The sequence below is a fragment of the Pantoea osteomyelitidis genome (assembly GCF_044342975.1).
GTDB classification, from domain to species: Bacteria; Pseudomonadota; Gammaproteobacteria; order Enterobacterales; family Enterobacteriaceae; genus Pantoea; species Pantoea osteomyelitidis.
In genome coordinates this window covers 154,631-173,154 of record NZ_JBGFSN010000008.1, presented here as the reverse complement: position 1 = coordinate 173,154, position 18,524 = coordinate 154,631, and the positions used below count along the sequence as shown (strand labels likewise).

Annotated in this window: 17 protein-coding genes and 2 pseudogenes; 11 read left to right on the top strand and 8 right to left on the bottom strand. The window is 58.1% G+C overall.

Going from position 1 to position 18,524, the window contains the following annotated elements:
• The first annotated feature begins 96 nt into the window (after positions 1-96).
• Positions 97-915, top strand: a complete 819-nt coding sequence (locus tag ABU178_RS17580) for a sugar phosphate isomerase/epimerase family protein (protein ID WP_397217303.1) — start codon at positions 97-99, stop codon at positions 913-915.
• Here the strand turns inward: ABU178_RS17580 and ABU178_RS17575 are convergent.
• From ABU178_RS17575 to ABU178_RS17565, 3 genes are all read right to left on the bottom strand, one after another.
• The gene (locus ABU178_RS17575) at positions 912-1,517 is read right to left on the bottom strand and encodes an alpha/beta hydrolase (protein WP_397217301.1); all 606 of its coding nucleotides are present in this window, start codon (positions 1,515-1,517) and stop codon (positions 912-914) included. The two genes, ABU178_RS17580 and ABU178_RS17575, sit on opposite strands and share 4 nt — an antisense overlap.
• A 13-nt stretch (positions 1,518-1,530) precedes the next feature.
• Positions 1,531-2,472 carry a glutathione S-transferase family protein gene (locus ABU178_RS17570; RefSeq protein ID WP_397217299.1) on the bottom strand — a complete coding sequence of 314 codons (942 nt, stop codon included), beginning with the start codon at positions 2,470-2,472 and terminating at the stop codon, positions 1,531-1,533.
• 101 nt (positions 2,473-2,573) lie between these two features.
• On the bottom strand, positions 2,574-3,473 hold the full coding sequence (locus tag ABU178_RS17565; RefSeq protein WP_397217297.1) for a LysR family transcriptional regulator: 900 nt from the start codon (positions 3,471-3,473) through the stop codon (positions 2,574-2,576).
• Between the two features lie 135 nt (positions 3,474-3,608).
• Between ABU178_RS17565 and ABU178_RS17560 the strand changes: the two are divergent.
• Both ABU178_RS17560 and ABU178_RS17555 read left to right on the top strand, forming a co-directional pair.
• A pseudogene (locus ABU178_RS17560) lies at positions 3,609-3,938 on the top strand (helix-turn-helix transcriptional regulator); the annotation flags it as partial.
• A 74-nt stretch (positions 3,939-4,012) separates the two neighbouring features.
• Positions 4,013-5,164: a GNAT family N-acetyltransferase gene (locus ABU178_RS17555; RefSeq protein ID WP_397217295.1), complete on the top strand. Its 1,152-nt coding sequence runs from the start codon at positions 4,013-4,015 to the stop codon at positions 5,162-5,164.
• On the opposite strand, the gene ABU178_RS17550 is transcribed toward ABU178_RS17555, so the two are convergent.
• Positions 5,134-6,966, bottom strand: coding sequence for an ABC transporter ATP-binding protein (locus ABU178_RS17550; protein ID WP_397217293.1), 1,833 nt, complete (start codon positions 6,964-6,966; stop codon positions 5,134-5,136). The genes ABU178_RS17555 and ABU178_RS17550 overlap by 31 nt on opposite strands.
• Before the next feature lie 112 nt (positions 6,967-7,078).
• A complete protein-coding gene (locus tag ABU178_RS17545) occupies positions 7,079-7,999 on the bottom strand; it encodes a sugar ABC transporter substrate-binding protein (protein WP_397217291.1) in 921 nt (306 codons plus the stop codon).
• 480 nt (positions 8,000-8,479) lie between these two features.
• On the opposite strand from ABU178_RS17545, the gene ABU178_RS17540 reads away from it, so the two are divergent.
• The 4 genes and pseudogenes from ABU178_RS17540 (at position 8,480) to ABU178_RS17525 (ending at position 11,620) form a co-directional block, all read left to right on the top strand.
• On the top strand, positions 8,480-9,874 hold the full coding sequence (locus ABU178_RS17540; protein WP_397217289.1) for an MFS transporter: 1,395 nt from the start codon (positions 8,480-8,482) through the stop codon (positions 9,872-9,874).
• Complete coding sequence (locus ABU178_RS17535) at positions 9,855-10,814, top strand: 2-hydroxyacid dehydrogenase (RefSeq protein WP_397217287.1); 960 nt, start codon at positions 9,855-9,857, stop codon at positions 10,812-10,814. The genes ABU178_RS17540 and ABU178_RS17535 overlap by 20 nt, the downstream gene beginning before the upstream one ends.
• Before the next feature lie 57 nt (positions 10,815-10,871).
• Positions 10,872-11,000: pseudogene (locus tag ABU178_RS17530) on the top strand (alpha/beta fold hydrolase); the annotation flags it as partial.
• Positions 11,001-11,116: 116 nt separating this feature from the next.
• A complete protein-coding gene (locus tag ABU178_RS17525; protein WP_397217285.1) occupies positions 11,117-11,620 on the top strand; it encodes a TIGR00645 family protein in 504 nt (167 codons plus the stop codon).
• Here the strand turns inward: ABU178_RS17525 and ABU178_RS17520 are convergent.
• Positions 11,617-12,567, bottom strand: a complete 951-nt coding sequence (locus ABU178_RS17520; protein WP_397217283.1) for a LysR family transcriptional regulator — start codon at positions 12,565-12,567, stop codon at positions 11,617-11,619. The genes ABU178_RS17525 and ABU178_RS17520 overlap by 4 nt on opposite strands.
• A gap of 88 nt (positions 12,568-12,655) precedes the next feature.
• On the opposite strand from ABU178_RS17520, the gene ABU178_RS17515 reads away from it, so the two are divergent.
• From ABU178_RS17515 to ABU178_RS17500, 4 genes are all read left to right on the top strand, one after another.
• Complete coding sequence (locus ABU178_RS17515; protein WP_397217281.1) at positions 12,656-13,867, top strand: MFS transporter; 1,212 nt, start codon at positions 12,656-12,658, stop codon at positions 13,865-13,867.
• 63 nt (positions 13,868-13,930) lie between these two features.
• Positions 13,931-15,274 (top strand): cation:proton antiporter, encoded by a 1,344-nt coding sequence (locus ABU178_RS17510; protein ID WP_397217279.1) that lies wholly within the window; start codon positions 13,931-13,933, stop codon positions 15,272-15,274.
• A gap of 42 nt (positions 15,275-15,316) precedes the next feature.
• Positions 15,317-15,658 carry a hypothetical protein gene (locus tag ABU178_RS17505; protein ID WP_397217277.1) on the top strand — a complete coding sequence of 114 codons (342 nt, stop codon included), beginning with the start codon at positions 15,317-15,319 and terminating at the stop codon, positions 15,656-15,658.
• A gap of 191 nt (positions 15,659-15,849) precedes the next feature.
• The gene (locus ABU178_RS17500; RefSeq protein WP_397217275.1) at positions 15,850-16,746 is read left to right on the top strand and encodes an alpha/beta hydrolase; all 897 of its coding nucleotides are present in this window, start codon (positions 15,850-15,852) and stop codon (positions 16,744-16,746) included.
• A 25-nt stretch (positions 16,747-16,771) separates the two neighbouring features.
• On the opposite strand, the gene ABU178_RS17495 is transcribed toward ABU178_RS17500, so the two are convergent.
• A complete protein-coding gene (locus ABU178_RS17495; protein WP_397217274.1) occupies positions 16,772-17,689 on the bottom strand; it encodes a bestrophin family protein in 918 nt (305 codons plus the stop codon).
• A 91-nt stretch (positions 17,690-17,780) separates the two neighbouring features.
• Positions 17,781-18,512 (bottom strand): DUF421 domain-containing protein, encoded by a 732-nt coding sequence (locus tag ABU178_RS17490; RefSeq protein WP_397217272.1) that lies wholly within the window; start codon positions 18,510-18,512, stop codon positions 17,781-17,783.
• Positions 18,513-18,524: the final 12 nt, after the last annotated feature.

Below are 18,524 nucleotides of genomic sequence, written 5' to 3'. Positions count from 1 at the left end.
TGTGGCAAAGCCCTTCTCCTGATGCGTCTGCTACGCTAAAAGCAGGACGTAACATGATGAATCAACGTCTGTTTCAGACGATTAAGGAGCATGCAAATGAGCGATAACCCGAAATTCCTTAACCTGGTGCTGTTAAACGGTGAGCCCGAAGAGAAACTGTGTGCAGCGCGCGCAGCCGGTTTTGATCAGGTGGAAATCTGGCGCGAGGATGCAGAGCGTAGCGCCGGTGGCTCAGCCGCTCTGGCGCAGCTGGCTGGTCAGCAGGGATTGGGCTTCACTAATCTCCAGGTGCTGCGCGATTTTACCGGTGCGCCCGACGGCGAACGGCAGAAAAAACGTGAAGAGCTGCGTCAGTTTATTCAGCTGGCGCAGGCGCTGGGCTGCGACACCATTCAGGCCCCCGCCAGCACGCGTGAAGATTGCGTTGTCGAAAAGATTGATGAAGACCTGCGCTGGCTGGCTTCGGAAGCGGCGCGTTACCAGATGCGCATCATGTATGAGCCGATGGCCTGGTGTCGCGTCGATAACACCCTTCCTCTCGCCTGGGCGCGTTTACAGCGTCTCGATCAGCCCAACATCGGTCTGGTGGTCGATCTGTTTCATATCTGCGCGCTGGGCGGCGACGCGTCTCAGCTCGACGGCATTCCGGCGGATCGCATCTATGAAGTCCAGCTGTGCGATATGGCGGCGCCCATTCCGCCGGGAGATAAGTCGGCGCTGATCGATACCGCCCGCCACCGCCGCGAGCTACCAGGCGAGGGCATCATTGCGATCGATCGCTTTGTGGATAAGCTGAAAAACGCCGGTTACCGCGGGCCGGTCGGCATTGAAGTTTTCAACGACCAGCTCAAAGCGCTGCCGACGCAACAGGCGGCTGACAAAGCCTGGGCGGCTCTGAATCGTTACTGGCCTTAATCCTGTAAGCACTGGGCGATAAAGGCGGCCGCCCGTTTCGCGCCCTGGCCGGAAATGGTATGGCCGGTGGCAGGCTCAAGCTGCATTTCTGTCGGCACATTAGCGCTTTCCAGACGCAGCGCGGCCGAGTCGGTTTCCGTCCAGGGAATGACGCCATCGGCATGACCGTGCACCAGCAGCACGGGCGTATGGGGATTGGGCGTTAACGCGCCTTCCCAGGCCAGACGACCGGAAAAGGCCACCACGCCCGCCAGCGGCCAGCGGCCCGATGCCAGCGCATCCAGCGCCATGATCGCGCCCTGAGAAAAGCCTACCAGCACCACTTTGTCCCAGCGATTTTCCATGCCGTGGCTGGCCAGAGTCTGCGTCAGGGTGGCGTCGAAGGCCTGACGCGCCTCGCGTACCCGCGCCGGACGGTTTTCCGGCGTCACGCCCGCCAGGCTGAACCATTGATAGCCCGTGCCCTGCTCAAAGGGAAAGGGCGCATTGGGCGAGGCAAAGGCCACATCAGGCAGCAGCCCGGCCCAGTGCTGGCCCAGCGACGCCAGATCCTCTCCGTTACTGCCTACGCCGTGTAAAAAGATTGCTAACGCTTTTTTCATCTCTGTTCCTTGTTCACCAACCGTAAGCGGACATATCCGGACCCGCAGGAATAATGCCATTCGGGTTTAACGCCTTAATGGAATAGTAGCCCTGTTTGATATGATCGATGCTCACCGTGTCGCGTACGCCGGAAACCGCCAGCATGCTTTTCAGATAACGATCGAGCAGAGGATAGTCGCGCAGACGGCGAAGGTTGCATTTGAACAGAGCGTGATAGGCGACATCAAAGCGTATCAGCGTGACAAACAAACGAATATCCGCTTCGGTCAGCCGTTCGCCCAGCAGAAAGGTGCGGCCATCCTGCAACAACAGTTCCAGCTCATTGAGCTGGGTAAACACATCATTGAAAGCCTGCTGATAGCTGATTTGGGTAGTGGCGAAACCGGCGCGATAGACGCCGTTGTTCAGGCGCGGGTAGATCGTCTCGTTCAGCGCATCGATCTCTTCACGCAGCGCGTGCGGATAGAGGTCGATATGATTATCCGCCAGCGCGCCGAAGCCGCTGTTGAACATGCGCACAATATCCGCTGACTCGTTATTAACGATGGTCGCTGTTTTTTTATCCCACAGTACCGGCACCGTGGCGCGACCGGTGTAGCGGGCGTCGGCGCGGGTATACAGCTCGTGCAGATATTCAGCCTGATTGAGCGTATCGCGATCGGCGCCGGGAAAATCGCCGAAGCGCCAGCCCTGATCGTATAGCTGCGGCTCAACCACCGACACGCTAATTAAATGCTCAAGCCCCTTCAGCTTACGCGCTATCAGTGCGCGCGAGGCCCAGGGACAGATCAACGCAACGTAAAGATGATAACGATCCGGCTCGGCCGCAAAGCCGCTGTCGCCGTCTGGCGTGATCCAGTGGCGGAAGCTGGAGGTCTGACGCACAAAGCCGCCCTGTTTATCCGTTGCCTGTACCGGGTGCCACTCCGTGCTCCATTTGCCGTTGACTAACATCGCGTTTGCTCCTCTCTGATCGTTGAGAGAGATGTTACATTGCTTCCGCGATAGTGATTATCCAGGCGAAGCGGCAATCATTCCTTCCAAAACGGAATAAATCAGGTCGGCGGATGCCGCTGGAAATGGTCGGCCAGAAAATCGATCAGCAGACGTGCTTTATGCGTCAGATAGCGCGCGGGCGGGTAGAGCGCAAAAAGCCCAAGCGGGGCAATTTCATAATTTTCCAGCAGCGGCACCACGCCGCTGTTTTTTAATGCCGGTGCGGCGATAAAGCCCGGCAGACGAGCAATGCCCAAACCGGCGACGGCGGCCTGCAAACAGGCTTCGGTATTGGAAAAGCGCAGTCGCCCCTGTACTGGCGTATTCACCAGCTTACCGGGCGGATCTTCAAACGGCCAGTTCCAGGGATCGCGGAAGTTGGTATCGATCAGGCACTGATGCTGAGCGAGGTCGCGCCAGTGTTGCGGTGTGCCGTGCTGTTGCAGATAGTCGGGCGCGGCGGCGATGATAACGCGAACGTCGCCGAGCCGCCGGGCGATCAAACTGCTGTTGCTGAGCTTGCCGATACGGATCGCCATATCGAATCCTTCATCAACGATATTTACCGCGCGATCGGCAAAACTGACGTCCAGCTCAATCAGCGGAAACTGGCGCGCAAACGCCACCAGCACCGGCGTCAGCGAGGCGGTGCCAAAGGTAACAGGCGCGCTGATTTTCAGCTGTCCGCCGGGCGCGCCGGCGCGATCACGCACCGCGTCATCCAGCGCATCAAATTCATCCAGCAGGCTTTTAACGCGTTCATAGTAGGCGAGGCCTATATCGGTAGGCGAGAGCGCGCGCGTGCTGCGTTTGAACAGCTGCACGCCCAGCTCCCGCTCCAGCCTGGAAACCAGCTTCGATGCCTGTCCGCTGCTGGTGCCCAGCCGGAGTGCTGCGCCAGCGAAGCTGCCGACTTCCAGCACCGCAACAAACATACGGTCACAATCCAGACGATCCATGCTACTCCTTGTTGTCAGCAGCCATGCGCAGAAGCGGGATTCTTCAGCACTTTTCACCGCACCACAAGCTTTTATCCATCTGTAGAACGTGTGACCGCTTCCCACGCCTTCATCATTGCCACCGCGCCCTGCGATCACGCCCGGCCGCTGGATATCGCGAGCCTGGCGCGCGAAGCAGGCATGAGCCATGCTACTTTCTATGCACACTTCAAAACGGTGACGCAAACCTCGCCGATGCAGTACGTTAAATCGATCCGACTGCATCAGGCGCGTCTGCTGATGGTGAAGGAAGAGATGACCGCTGCGGCGGCCAGCCTGGCGGTAGGGTATGAAAGCCCGTCGCAGTTCAGCCGCGAGTTCCGTCGCCTGTTCCGCCTGACGCCCGTCGGGGAAGCAAAACGGCTGCGTCACAGCTTTGCGCTGCCGCCGGCGCAGGAAAATGCTCTGTTTGTCTCTTCACATTAGGTGCGGCAATGCTTTTCAGCGGGACGAAAACCTGTTTGACTGACTTTTCGCGTTAATTTTATACGGAGCCGCCGATGTCACTGATTCATCTTGCTTCCTTAGCGGAGCTGCCCGCCGCCGACTGGGATGCGCTGCTGCCGGACGACCAGCCGTTTCTGCGCCATGCTTTCCTGCTGACGCTGGAGGAGAGCGGCAGCGTCAGCGAGACGAGCGGCTGGCAGCCGGATCATCTGCTGTGGCGTGAAAAAGCAGAGCTACGCGCGGCGATTCCCGGCTACCGTAAGCGAAATTCCATGGGAGAATATGTCTTTGATCATGCCTGGGCCGACGCCTGTCATCGCGCCGGTATTCGCTACTATCCCAAATGGCTCGGCGCTGTTCCGTTTAGTCCGGTAACCGGCGCGCGCCTGTTGGGCGATGCCTCGGCGGCGGCGCAGCTGCTGGCAGCGTTGCCGGACCATCTGCGCCAGCGGCGTCTCAGCGGCGCGCACATCAACTTTACCGATGCGCACGCTAATGCGCTGATGCAGCACGCGCCGGAGTGGCTGCCGCGTCTCGGCTGCCAGTATCACTGGCATAACCGTGGTTACCGCGATTTTCAGGATTTCCTCGATACGTTGATGTCGCGCAAGCGCAAGCAGCTGCGCAAAGAGCGTGAGCAGGTGCAGGCCAGCGGTTTTGCCTTTACCTGGTATCGCGGCAACGAACTGAGCGAAAGCCAGTGGGATTTTGTTTATACCTGCTACGCCAATACCTATGCGGTGCGCGGTCAACGTCCTTATCTGAGCCGGGATTTTTTCAGTTTACTGGCGGAGCGTATGCCGGAGAGCATCCGCGTCACCATTGCCACCTTACAGAATCAGCCTGCCGCCATGGCTTTCTGCCTGGTGGATAAGCAGACGCTCTACGGACGTTACTGGGGCTGCCTGGCGGAGTTTGACCGCCTGCATTTTGAGACCTGTTTCTATCAGGGCATGGATTTCGCTATTCAGGAAGGATTACAGCGATTCGACGCTGGCGCGCAGGGCGAGCATAAGCTGGTGCGCGGCTTCGAGCCGCAGATCACCCACTCCTGGCACTATCTCAGCCATCCGGGGCTGCGTGAGGCAGTGGGCGATTTTCTACAGCAGGAACGGGCTGGCATGCGCGCCTGGGCAATTGAGGCGCGCGACGCCTTACCTTACCGACGAGGCGATCATTTCATGCCGACAAATCCGCCGGTTTGATGCCGCCAGAGGCGGGCATACAGCCCGTTCTGGGCCAGCAGCTCCTGATGATTGCCCATCTCAACGATTTGTCCTTTTTTCAGCACGATCAGCCGGTCCATCTGCGCGATAGTCGACAGACGGTGAGCGATAGCAATCACCGTTTTGCCCTGCATCAGGGTTTCCAGACTCTCCTGAATCGCCGCTTCCACTTCTGAATCAAGCGCCGACGTCGCCTCATCCATAATCAGGATCGGGGCATCTTTCAGCAGCACGCGGGCAATAGCGATACGCTGGCGCTGGCCGCCGGAGAGCTTCACGCCACGTTCGCCAACGTGGGCATCAAGTCCGGTGCGCCCCTGTGAATCAGAAAGCAGCGGAATAAACTCATCGGCGCGGGCGCGACGAATTGCCTCGTTCAGCTCTGCGTCCGTGGCATCGGGACGGCCATACAACAGGTTTTCACGAATGGAGCGATGCAGCAACGAGGTGTCCTGCGTGATCATGCCGATCTGCCCGCGCAGGCTCTCCTGACTGACCTCGGCGATGTTCTGATCGTCAATCAGAATGCGGCCGCTGTTGATGTCATAAAGGCGCAGCAGCAGGTTAACCAGCGTGGATTTTCCGGCGCCAGAAGGGCCAATCAGGGCAATTTTTTCACCCGGCTTGATATCCAGGTTCAGTCGGTCAATCACCGCGCGCTCGCTGCCGTAGTTAAAATAAACATCTTCGAAGCGGATATTGCCGTGGCTTACCTGCAAATCCTTCGCCTGCGGCGCGTCCTGAACGCTGAGCGGCTGCGCAATAGTGGTCAGGCCATCCTGCACCATGCCGATGTTCTCAAAAATGCCGTTCACCACCCACATGATCCAGCCTGACATATTAACCAGGCGGATCACCAGGCCGGTTGCCAGCGCAATGGCCCCGACGCTGATCAGCGACTGGCTCCAAAGCCAGAGCGCGATGCCGGAAGTGGCGACAATCAGCAGGCCGTTAAGGATAGCGAGGGTGACATCCATGCTGGTAACCATACGGCTGACCACGCGCGCTTTGTCGGTCTGCTCCTGAATGGCTTCGCGGGCGAAGCGTTTTTCCAGCGCGCTATGGGCAAAAAGTTTGATAGTGGCGATATTGCTGTAGCCATCAACGATATGACCCATCAGCTTTGAGTGCGCCGCCGTCGCCACCACCGTGCGTTTTTTAACGCGCGGCACGAAAAAGCGCAGCGCGGCGCTGTAGGTCACAATCCAGATGATCAGCGGCACCATCAGCCGCCAATCCGTATCGGCGAATAACACCAGCGAAGTGATGGCATAAATCAATACGTGCCAGAGCGCTTCCACCAGTTGTACCGCCGAGGTACGCAGGGCGTTGCCGGTTTGCATGATGCGTTGAGCAATGCGCCCGGCAAAATCGTTATGAAAAAAGCTCAGGCTCTGACGCAGCATATAGTTGTGCTGTTGCCAGAGGATAAGGTTGGGCATACCCGGATTGATGTTCAGATGCACCAGCAGATCGTGTAGCCAGGTACAGAGCGGCCGCAAGATCAATGCGACAAAGCCCATCCAGACCAGGACCGGCCAGTTTTCGCTAAACAGCGTGGCAGGCGTGGAGTGGTTTACCAGATCGATAATGCGGCTCAGGTAGCTGAAGAGAGCGACTTCAATCAGGGCGGAGGCCAGGCTTACCACCAGCAGTGCGGCAAAGCTGGGCCACACCTGGCGCAGGTAGTAAAAGTAAAACGGCCAGACACGGGAAGGCGGCGTATCAGACGGTGCGTCCTGAAAGATGTTAATAAAGCGTTCGAAACGGCGGTACAGCATAATCAGGTCCTGCCCTTTGCCATAAAGTTTTCAGCTTAGTGCAAGAATCGATTCGCTTCCGCCAACCTGCCGTCAACTCTTCACAAAGAATATCTCTCTACCGCCGCGTTTATTAACGACTTTTTTCAATGTAGGTCTGCATGTTTTCTTTCGTGACCAGCTCAAAAGGGATCCACAAATTAGAGGGTACTTTTTCTCCCTTTATCAGGCGCTGAGCCACATCCACGGAGGCTTTTCCCTGGCCGATGGCATCCTGAAACACGGTGACCTGCATCTTGCCGGAGGCGAGCGCCTTCAGGCCGTCCGGCGTGGCGTCAATGCCGCCGACCAGAATCGGTTTATCCTGTTTGCCTGACTCCAGCGCCATAATGGCTCCGATTGCCATTTCATCGTTATTGGCCGCCACTGCGTCGATCTCCTCCCCGTTGGTCAGCCAGTTGAGCATCAGATCCATCCCCTCGTTGCGGGAGTAGTTGGCGGTTTGCTTCAGCACCACTTTCATATCCGGATATTTCGCGACCACCTGCTCAACATCCTTTGTGCGTTGCTGCGCGCCAGCGTCGGTCAGGTTACCGATCATAATCGCGACGTTGCCTTTGTAATTCATCTGTTTTGCCAGCGCTTCCATCTGCAAAGTGCCCGATTCACGCTCGTTGGAGCCAACAAACACCACGCCCGGCGGCAGAGAGCGATCGCCCGGCGTGCGATTGACATACACCAGCGGGATTTTTGCCTGCTGCGCCATTTTTGTCAGCGCAGGCGTGCTGGCGGAATCAACCGGATCGACAATGATGGCATCCACCCCGGCGCTGATGAAACTTTGTACCTGATCGGTCTGGCGGCCCACGTCGCCGCGCGCATCTTCAAACTGCACCGCAACTCCCCGCGCCTGCGCCTCTTTATCAATGGCGTGGCGAATAATGGTCAGGAAATTTTGGTCAAAGTAGGCCATGGAAACACCCAACTTCTCTGCCAGCGCAGAGGTGGAACTGCAGAGCAGGGTAAACAGCAGCAGGGCAGGTAGCGCTTTCATAGCGATCTCTCCGGAGGCAAAAATAAATGGAATAATTATTCCGCATTAAGCGGAAAGGGTATTTGCGAAGCGAGATTCAGACTAAGAAAGTTGGCGCTATCTGCCAACAGGTCAATGAAATTAACGGAATAAAGTTCACAGATTATTTTTGAACAAAAATTTCATTTACATCGGCGTTTGGCACGGACTGCAAATAATTCTGTGGCGTTTGCGCACTGACATAGTTATTCGCGGGCTGCATTTCCTCGACTCGGCGCACATTCCACAGCGAAACGCAGTGAATTTTTGCCGTTATGTGCGGCTCCGCAAGCTGCTTTGTGGCAGACGTCAAATATTGCTGCTTTTTGGAAGTGCATTTCCACCATCCGCACAATGACTGACATGTAACAAGCTCTCTATATTTCCTTAACAGTGAAATGAAAGCGGTATTCCTGAAAAAAAACTTTGCGGCAGGCTGCTCCCTTTTAAGGAATTTACCCTATGTTGAAAGATAAAACGCTTACCCGCACCACGCATGTACGTGTCTGGATTTTATGCTTAATCCTGTTTCTCTCCGTGGTCGGCTATGCTGACCGCTCCATTCTTTCCATCTCCGGCTCGGCGATAAAAGATGAGTTCGGCCTCTCCGCCATCCAGCTTGGCTTTGTGCTGTCCGCCTTTAGCTGGGCTTACGTCATCGGACAAATTCCCGGCGGCCTGTTTCTCGATCGCTTCGGCGCTAAAAAGGTTTACGGCATTTCGCTGGCGCTCTGGTCTGTTTCCACCATCGCCATGGGTTTTGTCGGTGAGTTTGCCGGCGGCATGGCTGGCGCGCTGATCCTGATGTTCAGCCTGCGTTTTGCCCTTGGCCTGATTGAGGCGCCCAGCTTCCCGGCCAATGCGCGCGTGGTGATCATGTGGTTTCCCAGCGCGGAACGCGGTCGCGCCTCGTCGCTGTTCAGCTCGGCGCAATACTTCGCCGTGGCGATCTTCTCGCCGCTTTCCGGCTGGCTGGTTTCACGCTACGGCTGGGAATGGCCTTTCTTTGTGCTGGGCGGCATCGGCGTGCTGGCGGTGTTTATCTGGAGCTGGTATATGCGCGAGCCGAAGCAGCATCCCGGCCTTTCCGAAACGGAGATGAAGCATATCGTTGAGGGCGGCGCGCTGATCGATATCGACTCAGCCCGCACGTTAAAAGCGCGTCCTGCGGTCAGCAAAGCGATGTTTAAGAAGCTGCTCACCAGCCGGATGTTGTGGTGCGCCTATATTGGTCAGTATTGCACTATTGCCCTGAGCTATTTCTTTATTACCTGGTTTCCCATCTATCTGGTACAGGCGCGCGGCATGAATATTCTTGATGCCGGTTTCGCTACCGTCGCGCCCGCCCTGTTTGGCTTTCTGGGCGCTATCTCCGGCGGCTATATTTCCGACAAGCTGATTACCCGCGGCTGGACTCTCTCCTGGGCGCGTAAAACGCCCTATATCGTCGGGATGCTGATGGCCGCCACCCTGACCATCGCTGCCGTGATGCCGGGTAATGTCGGGGTAATTGCCATTATGTCCTTTGCGTTTTATGGCAAAGGTATCGCCGCCGGTGCCGGTACCTGGGCATTGATCAGCGATACCGCGCCAAAAGAGGCGGTAGGTCTGGCGGGGGCGATTTTCAACGGGCTGGGCAATATCGCCGGTTTCACCACGCCGATTATATTTGGCGTGATCGTCGGTCTGACCGGCAGCTACAGCATTGGTCTGCTGTTTGTCGGCGCGCACTGCATCGTCGCGGCACTGTTGTTCCTGTTTGTGATGGGACCGATTGAACGTGTTGGCGAAGAGCAGGATAACGGCGCATCAATTTATGAAAATCAGGGGAAACAAGATGGCATTAAAGCAGTTTAACGTGCTGATAAAAGGCCCGCAGCTACCGCAGCGCCTGCTGGATAACGTTGAGGCGCAGTTCACCGCTTTCCGCTTGTGGGAAGCGGCGGATGACGCAGCTTACCTGCAGGAGATCGGTCCGCAGATCGATGCGTTGCTCACCAGCGGTAATCCGGTAATGGGCGCGTCGGTGGATCTGATTAACCGCCTGCCCAACCTGAAGATTATCTGCAGCAACGGCGTCGGCTATGACTCTATCGACATCAAAGCGGCGAGCGCCCGTGGCGTTATCGTCACCAATACGCCCGGCGTGCTGAATGCCTGCGTGGCCGACCTGGGCATGGCGCTGCTGCTGGACGTGGCGCGCCGCGTCAGCGAATCCGATCGCTATGCGCGCGCCGGAAAATGGCTGTCGCACGGGCGCTTTCCTGCCGGTTGTAAAATTGGCGGCAAGGTGTGCGGCATTGTGGGCCTCGGCAGCATCGGCCTTGACCTGGCAAGGCGCGCGCGCGCCTTCGATATGGATATTCACTTTTACAACCCGCACTCGCGCCCTGATGTGCCCTATACCCGCCACGAGACGTTGAAATCGCTGGCGCAGCAGGCCGATTTTCTGGTGCTGACGCTGCCGGGCGGCGCCAGTACGCGCCACCTGATCGATGCGGAGATTTTGCAGGCGCTGGGACCGAAGGGTTTTCTGATCAATATCGCACGGGGCAGCGTGGTAGATGAGCAGGCGCTGATTCAGGCGCTGGAAAGCGGCCAAATCGCCGGGGCGGCGCTGGATGTGTTTGAGCACGAACCGGCGGTGCCGCAGGCATTGCAGAAGCGGAACAATGTGGTGATCACGCCGCATATCGCCAGCAGCACCGAAGAGACGATGCGGGCGATGGCTGACCTGGTATTTGAAAATCTGCTGGCGTTTGCGCAGGGAGAGCCGGTGTTAACTCGCGTGGTGTAGAACACAGAACAACAGCGGTGCGCGGGCACCGCACATTGCCGTCCCCGGCGAGGCGGGATCGCGCCCGATCGTTGCGGGCATGGCCGATCTTCTCAGCCCTGGGATGGCAATAATAGGGATCAGTATGTCGACGATCTGGCCGAGCTGACGGCTGCGCTCGATCTGAAAGAGGCGATCCATGTCGGCCCCTTTTCCCGGCTTTTTACCCCTCACGCGCAGCAAAAATTTATCGGGACGCGCTGAAATAACTTCACATAGCATCGGTTATACTGCCCGCCCTGTCTGATAACCCATGGGAAATTATGGAACGTTTTACCGAAAACCTGATGTATGCGTCGCGCTGGCTGCTGGCACCGGTTTACATTGGACTTTCGCTGGGTTTGCTGGCGTTGACCATCAAGTTTTTTCAGGAGGTGTTTCACCTGCTGCCCGATATTTTCAATATCGGTGAAAATGACCTGATTCTGCTGCTGCTGTCGCTGGTGGATATGACGCTGGTGGGCGGCCTGCTGGTGATGGTGATGCTTTCCGGTTATGAAAACTTCGTTTCCAAACTTGATATTGACGAAAGCAAAGAGAAGCTGAGCTGGCTGGGCAAAATGGACTCCGGCTCGCTGAAGAACAAGGTGGCGGCGTCGATTGTGGCGATCTCCTCCATCCACCTGCTGCGCGTCTTTATGGAAGCGCGTCACGTCGAGAACGACAAGCTGATGTGGTACGTGATTATCCATCTGACCTTTGTGCTTTCAGCCTTTGTGATGGGCTACCTCGACAATATGTCGCGCAACGATAAAAAAGCGCACTAACCTTTACTGCTGGCGGGCTGCGTGCCCGCCAGCTGCGGCATCACTTCCCGAATCATGGCGATAAACTGGCGCAGACGAGCCGGGTAGTAGCTGGCCCACGGCCAGGTCAGCCAGACCGGCAGCGGCGCAGCCTGCCACGCTGGCGTAAGCTGAATCAACGTGCCCGTCGCCAAATCCTCCTGCACCACCCATGCGGAAACAATTGCCGCGCCCATGCCCGCCAGCGCCGCTTTGCGCACCGCATAAAGGCTGTCGCTGATCAGACGCGGCGTAATCGCCATGTTGCTCGCCTCGCCATCACTGATGCGCTTTAAAGTAATTTCATTGCGATAGAAGCTGCTCAGCGCCAGCCAGGGGAGATCGGGCAGCTGTTCCGGCTTCTGCACCATAGGATGCTGCGCCAACAGTTCGGGGGAGGCCACCACGATGCGTGGGATTTCCGCCAGCAGAATCGCCACCGCTGAGGGATCGGTCGGCGCGCCGACCTGAATGGCGCAGTCGACGTTTTCCGCCACAAAGTCCGGCGTGCGGTCATTCAGCATCCATTCCACGTTGAGACGGGGATAACGGCGCAGATAATCCACCAGCGGCGCGATCAGCTGATCCTGACCAAAAGCGTGCGGCGCGCGCACCCGTAACGTGCCCACCGGATCGTCGCTGGCGCCGGTCAGCTCATCTTCCAGCGCATGCCAGGTGGCGAGCAGCTGTCGCGCCTGCGCATAGCAGCGCTCGCCGTCGTCGGTCAGCTTCAACGCGTGGGTGGTGCGCAGGATTAGCTTCAGGCCGAGCAGCTGTTCCAGCGCCTGCAGGCGACGGCTGATGGTGGGTTGGCTGGTGCCAAGCTGCGTTGCGGCGGCCGACAGGTTGCCGCTCTCGACGATACGGATAAAAGTCTGCATCAGTTCTATGCGGTCGATGCTGCCGCTGTTCAGGGTTTTCATACGCATTACGTATAACAGTTTTGTCAGCAACCCGTCTACCGCGTATGGCGCAGAGAGGCTGTAATAGGCGCACTTTCATTTGGGGAAAAATATTATGTCAGCGTTAAACAGCATCGCTAATGTGGCTGAAGCAGAAAAGCTGCCTGCGCCACTGGTCTTTACTCTCGCCGCTGGCGCCGGGTTAAGCGTGGCGTCGATTTACTACAGTCAGCCGATGCTCGATATCATCGGCAAACAGTTCCATGCCAGCGTGAGCAACGTGGGCATGGTGCCGATGCTGACCCAGGCTGGCTATGCATTTGGTATTTTGCTGCTGGCGCCGCTGGGCGATCGGCACGATCGCCGCACCATTATTCTGATCAAGGGCCTGCTGCTGATGGCGGCGCTGCTGCTCTGCGGTTTCTCTGGCGGACTGAACGCCCTGCTGATCGCCAGCTTCGTGACCGGGCTGACCGCCACGGTGGCGCAGGATATCGTACCGGCATCGGCGACGCTGGCACCGGAGCGCAGCCGCGGCAAAACCGTGGGCACGGTGATGACTGGCCTGCTGGTAGGCATTCTGCTGTCGCGTGTTGTCAGCGGCGTCGTGGCGGAATATCTGGGCTGGCGCGCCATGTACCTGTTTGCCGCTGCTGCGGTGCTGGCGATCAGCGTTGCGCTCTGGCGCGTGCTGCCGCGCTTCCGGCCCGGTACCTCGGTGAGCTATCCGCAGCTACTGTTGTCGCTGGCGCATCTCTGGCGGCAGCATCAAACCTTACGCCGCGCCGCGTTGGCGCAGGGCTTGCTGTCGGTGGGCTTCAGCGCCTTCTGGTCGACGCTGGCGTTAATGCTGAGCGAACGTTTCCATCTCGACAGCGCGGTCGCCGGATCTTTCGGCCTGGCCGGTGCGGCAGGCGCGCTGGCGGCGCCGCTGGCGGGCGCCTTTGCCGATCGTATCGGCCCGGCGCGCGTGACCCAGGCGGGCGCGGCGCTGGTGATGGTCTCCTTTGCCCTGATGTTTCTGCTGCCCGCGCTGCCGGTGGCTGCTCAATTAGGGCTGATCGTGCTGAGCACCATTGGTTTTGACCTCGGCGTACAGGCGACGTTGGTGGCGCACCAGACGCTGGTTTATGGTCTGGCGCCCGAGGCACGTAGCCGCCTTAATGCGCTGCTGTTCACCGTGGTGTTTATCGGCATGGCGACCGGCGCGGCGCTGGGCAGCATGGCGCTGGCGCACTGGGGCTGGAATGGGGTGGTGATGCTGGCGACCTTAGCCGCTGCGGCGAGTCTGGCGGTACGCCTCGCCAGTCGCCATCTCAGGGACTGATTCGTTCAGCCCTGAAAATATTGTGCCATTATTAAGAAAGTTCTTTTTTTAACAGGGAGCATCATGGACTTTCTTGCCTGGACAGCCGCAACAGGATGCCTGCTGTTATTAATGTCGCTGGCTTCCGGCTGGATTCACCGGGGGCCAGTCACCTCATTTGGCCTCTTTCTGTTTGCCGGTATTTTATGCGGACCATGGGCGTTCGATCTGCTGCATATCGATATCATCAGCCACTCGACGCTGGCGGCGCATATCACGGAAATCACCATGGCCGCCTCGCTGTTTATCACCGGGCTTAAGCTGCGTCTGCCGTTCAGTCATTCCGGCTGGCGGGTAGGGCTGCGCCTCGCTTTCCCCGCGATGCTGCTTACCGTGGGCGGCATGAGCCTGCTGGTTCACTGGCTTACCGGCTTTAACTGGCCGCTGTCGCTGGCGTTCGCCGCCATTGTGGCGCCGACCGATCCGGTGCTGGCCAGCCTGATCTCTGTTAACGATGCGCGCGATGACGATGCGTTGCGCGTAGCGCTCTCCAGTGAAGCAGGAATGAACGACGGATCGGCGCTGCCGCTGTTGATTCTGGCGGTGGTGCTGTTCAACGGCGAAATGCCCGATAGCACGCTCTTTACCCACTGGGCGGCGAAAGATGTGCTCTGGGCAGTGATCGGCGGTGTCGGCATCGGCTTTTTGCTGGGACGCGTCATCGGCATGCTGGTCACGCATCTGCGCAATGCCCATGGCGATGTGGCGCCCAATGACTTTCTCGCCCTGGCGCTGATCGCCATAAGCTACGCGGCGGCGCAGTCGCTGGATGCTTCCGGCTTCCTGGCGACCTTTGCCGCGGGCGTCGGTTTGCGACGTGCGGAACTGCGCGTTATCAAGCGCAATCCGCAGGAAGATCTGCCGGAAAGCGATCGTTTCCTGCCTGCGGAAGAGCTGATCAACCCTAACCAGCGCATGTCATACAGCGGCGGCAATATGGCAAAATCAGTCGGGCTGGTGGTGGGCGATGCGCTCTCTTTTGGCGATACCATTGAACGCCTGATGGCGGCTGGATTGATGGTGGTCCTGGGCGTGACGCTGGCGGATCACTGGAATCTGATGGGCGTGATACTCGGCCTGCTGCTGTTTGTGGTGGTGCGACCGCTGGCGGTGTGGCTGGCGACGCTGGGCGCGGGCATTCCCCCGGCGCGTCGTATCCTGATCGGCTGGCTGGGTATTCGCGGCATCGGCAGTATTAACTACATCGCCTTTGCCTGGGTGCATGGCATGGAAGGGCCAAAGGCGACGATGATGGTGGATATGGCATTGACGCTGGTGGTGGCGAGTATTGTGCTGCACGGCGTAACGGTAACACCGCTGCTAAACTGGCGCGCCGCGCGCCAGGCCGCCCGGCAGCAGGACAAATGATCAACTACGCTTTAAATTATTCGGAATAAACAGGAGCCTTACATGAAATTTTCCCTGTTATTACTGTTGGGAATGACGACTCTCTCGGCCAGCGCGCTGGCAGCGGACGACACGCCGGAAAACATCTACGCCAGCCAGCTTTGCCATATTGTCGGCGGCGAAACGACGACCATGACGGGCGATCAATATATCGCGCAGATGAAAGACACTATCGCGCGCAGTCAGTCGCCTTCGGCGATGAACAAGCAGTCTTTTGATGAAGATACCGCGCGTGAGGTGGTCAATGCCTGGATGGAGCTGGGCGATGAGGAACGCAGTAAGCTGCGCGGCAATGAGCAGCAGTGTGAGCAAACCGTCATGACACAGTTTCAGCAGGAAGATTAACCAAACGGCCGCTCGCTATCCCATCATGACAATAAAAAAGCGCGCCCCGCTAAGGCGCGTTTTTTTATAGCTTTTCATTTGCGACTACCGGCATAATTGCCTCTGGTTGGCACTCAGCTTGCATCATTCAGAAAAAGTCAGGTCGCCGGGTGCGGCAGCTGACCGTTTTAGTGGAATCGCTTACGGGTATCATGATCACGCGTCGACGCTTATTCCTTGGCACTGCTGCCACAATGCTCTCTATGTCTACCGGCAAACTTTTTGCCCGTGATGAGATTATTCCACTCTGGCCGGACGATCCGCCCGGCGGCGGCGGGCCGTCCGGCCAGCTGCATGTCAGCCTTAACGGCTCATGGTCAAACATCGTCAGCCCGGCGATTCAGCGCTTCCGGCCTGAAAATCCCAATGGCGAAGCGGTATTGATCGCCGCAGGCGGCGGCTATCGCTGGATCGGCATGGGACGCGAGGCGTGGCCGGTTGCGCGCTGGCTGAATGCCAACGGCTATACCGCGTATGTTCTGAGCTATCGTTTACCCCATGAGAAGTGGCAGGCGGGCCGACTGGCGCCGTTGCAGGACGCGCAGCGCGCTATCCGCCTGGTGCGCTCGTTTGAACGCAAAGTGCATCTGCTGGGTTTTTCCGCTGGCGGCCATCTGCTCGGCATGGCGGCGGCGCGTCCCGATTTTGATTCCTATGCGCCGCAGGACCCGCTCGATCAGGTCGTACCCAGAGCGGACAGCGTCGGCTTAATCTATCCGGTGATCACTCTGGAGGCGCCTTATCAGCACACAGCAACGCATCTGATGATGGTGGGCCGCAATGCCACGCCAGCGGATGAGGCGAACTGGTCGGTGCAAAACCATGTGACGCACCGCTACCCGCCAACCTTTCTTGCCCAGGCGGAGGACGATCACACCGCCAATCCGTTCAACTCGGAGCTGATGCGCGACACCTGCCGCCGTATGCGCGTGCCGGTGGAGCTGATTCAGATCACGAAAGGCGGGCACGGTTTTGGCCTCGGCAAAGCAGGAACGCCAGCGGCGCTGTGGGATCAGGCCTACGCACGCTGGCTCGATAATCTGGCATGATTTGCACCTTTGACGTGCATCGCCGTTAAATCAGGTTGAAGCGGCTGTCGGGCTGTAGCGGTTCCGGCAGCGGAAAATCACTGTTCATCTCTTTCAGATTACGTTCGATGGTCGTGCACATGGCGTTCAGCGGCAGATCGTTCGCCGCCTTGCCAAAGGGATCTTCCAGCTCTTCCGCCAGCGACTCCAGAGAGAGAAAGGTATAGGAGATAAAGACCGATACCAGCGGCGTCATGTAGTGCAGATCCGCCACCAGCGCAAACGGCAGCAGCGTACAAAACAGGTACACCGTGCGATGCAGAATCAGGCTGTAGGCGAAGGGAATCGGCGTAGTGGCGATACGTTCGCAGCCGCCCAGCACCTGCGACAGCGCGTTCAGGTTGCGATCGATGTTCTGGATAAAAACATCTGAAATCGCCCCGTTGCGCTGTTGTTCGCCCAGCCAGATCCCCATGCAGAGCAGCAGCCGGTTGGTGGGCAGCGGGCTGTTCATCACCTCGTCGCGCCAGCGTGGCGGCACCAGCCGCGCCAGATCCGTCTGCGCGTCGCTGTGTCTCAGCTGATGTTTCAGGCTCCAGCTAAAGGCGATCATCAGCGCGGCAAAGCTTTTCGCCTCATCATCCTGTTCCGGCAGCACGCTTTTTACCTGACGCAGCAGTGAACGCTGGGTAATCAACAACGATCCCCACAGGCGGCGTGCCTCGGTAAAACGCGCGTAGCTGGCGTTGTTGCGAAAGCCCAAAAAGATAGCGATAGCGACGCCCAGCAGGCTGAAGGGAGCGGTGGTGAGGTGAATGCCGAGGCTTTCATACCACTGATAGCCCATCACTGCGATAACCGACATCAGCAGATTCAGACTGAGGCGAAACAGGATTTTGGATAGTACCGAGCCGTGCCAGTCAAACAGGCGCAAAAACCAGTGCTGTGGAGGACGAACAATCATAGTGAGTTTTACAGTTCAGGAGTGAATAAGCAGGCCGCCAGCCTGACACCTGCGGGAAAAAAAATCGAGCCGTTAGCGCCAATTAATTCCATTACTCTGTGGTTGTTTTCTCATCTTGCTGGTTATCTTCCTGCATTTCACGCCAGAGTTTGTCAGTGCCCAATCTTTTTACCGCTGGCTGCCACGTGTTCTGCTGACAATAGCGACAGGCTTCATGGGGCGGCGTGTCCTGTCTGACCACATAGCCGCAGCTTGAACAGGCATAGCTGTCTCCAATCTGAATGCGTTTATCAAACTCCTTATCCTGTTCCGGCAGCAGCCACAGGCCCACGCGCGGCTGCTGGTAACGCAGCAGGCTGACGCTGCCCGAAGGCTCCAGCCAGGCGCGCCGCACCTCGCCAAGATGCTGCACATTCAGCGCGCGCAGTTCGGAAAAAATACGATCGCGCGAAAGCTCCGCACGCCGGATAGGTTTCAGCGCCAGTCTGCCGTCCATGACCAGCAGGGTCACATCGCCCTGACTGAATTTTTCCAGCGGATGAAAGCGAAAGGTGAGCCAGGAGAGCAGGCGATAACAGCCGAGCAGGGTGATCAGCAATACCACGGTGGGCAGAATACCTTTCTCCGGCGTTTGCAGCGGCGGACCGATAGCGGCGCCGAGCATTACCATAATCGCCAGTTCAACAATACTGAGCTGGCCCGCAAAGCGTCGTCCCATCAGGCGCAGCACGATCAGCAGCACAAGATAGATAATCAGAAAGCGCAGCAGCACTTCCAGGGCAAAGGACCAGGGCGCTTCGCCAATCAGCCATTTATGCATCATTTCCGTCAATTC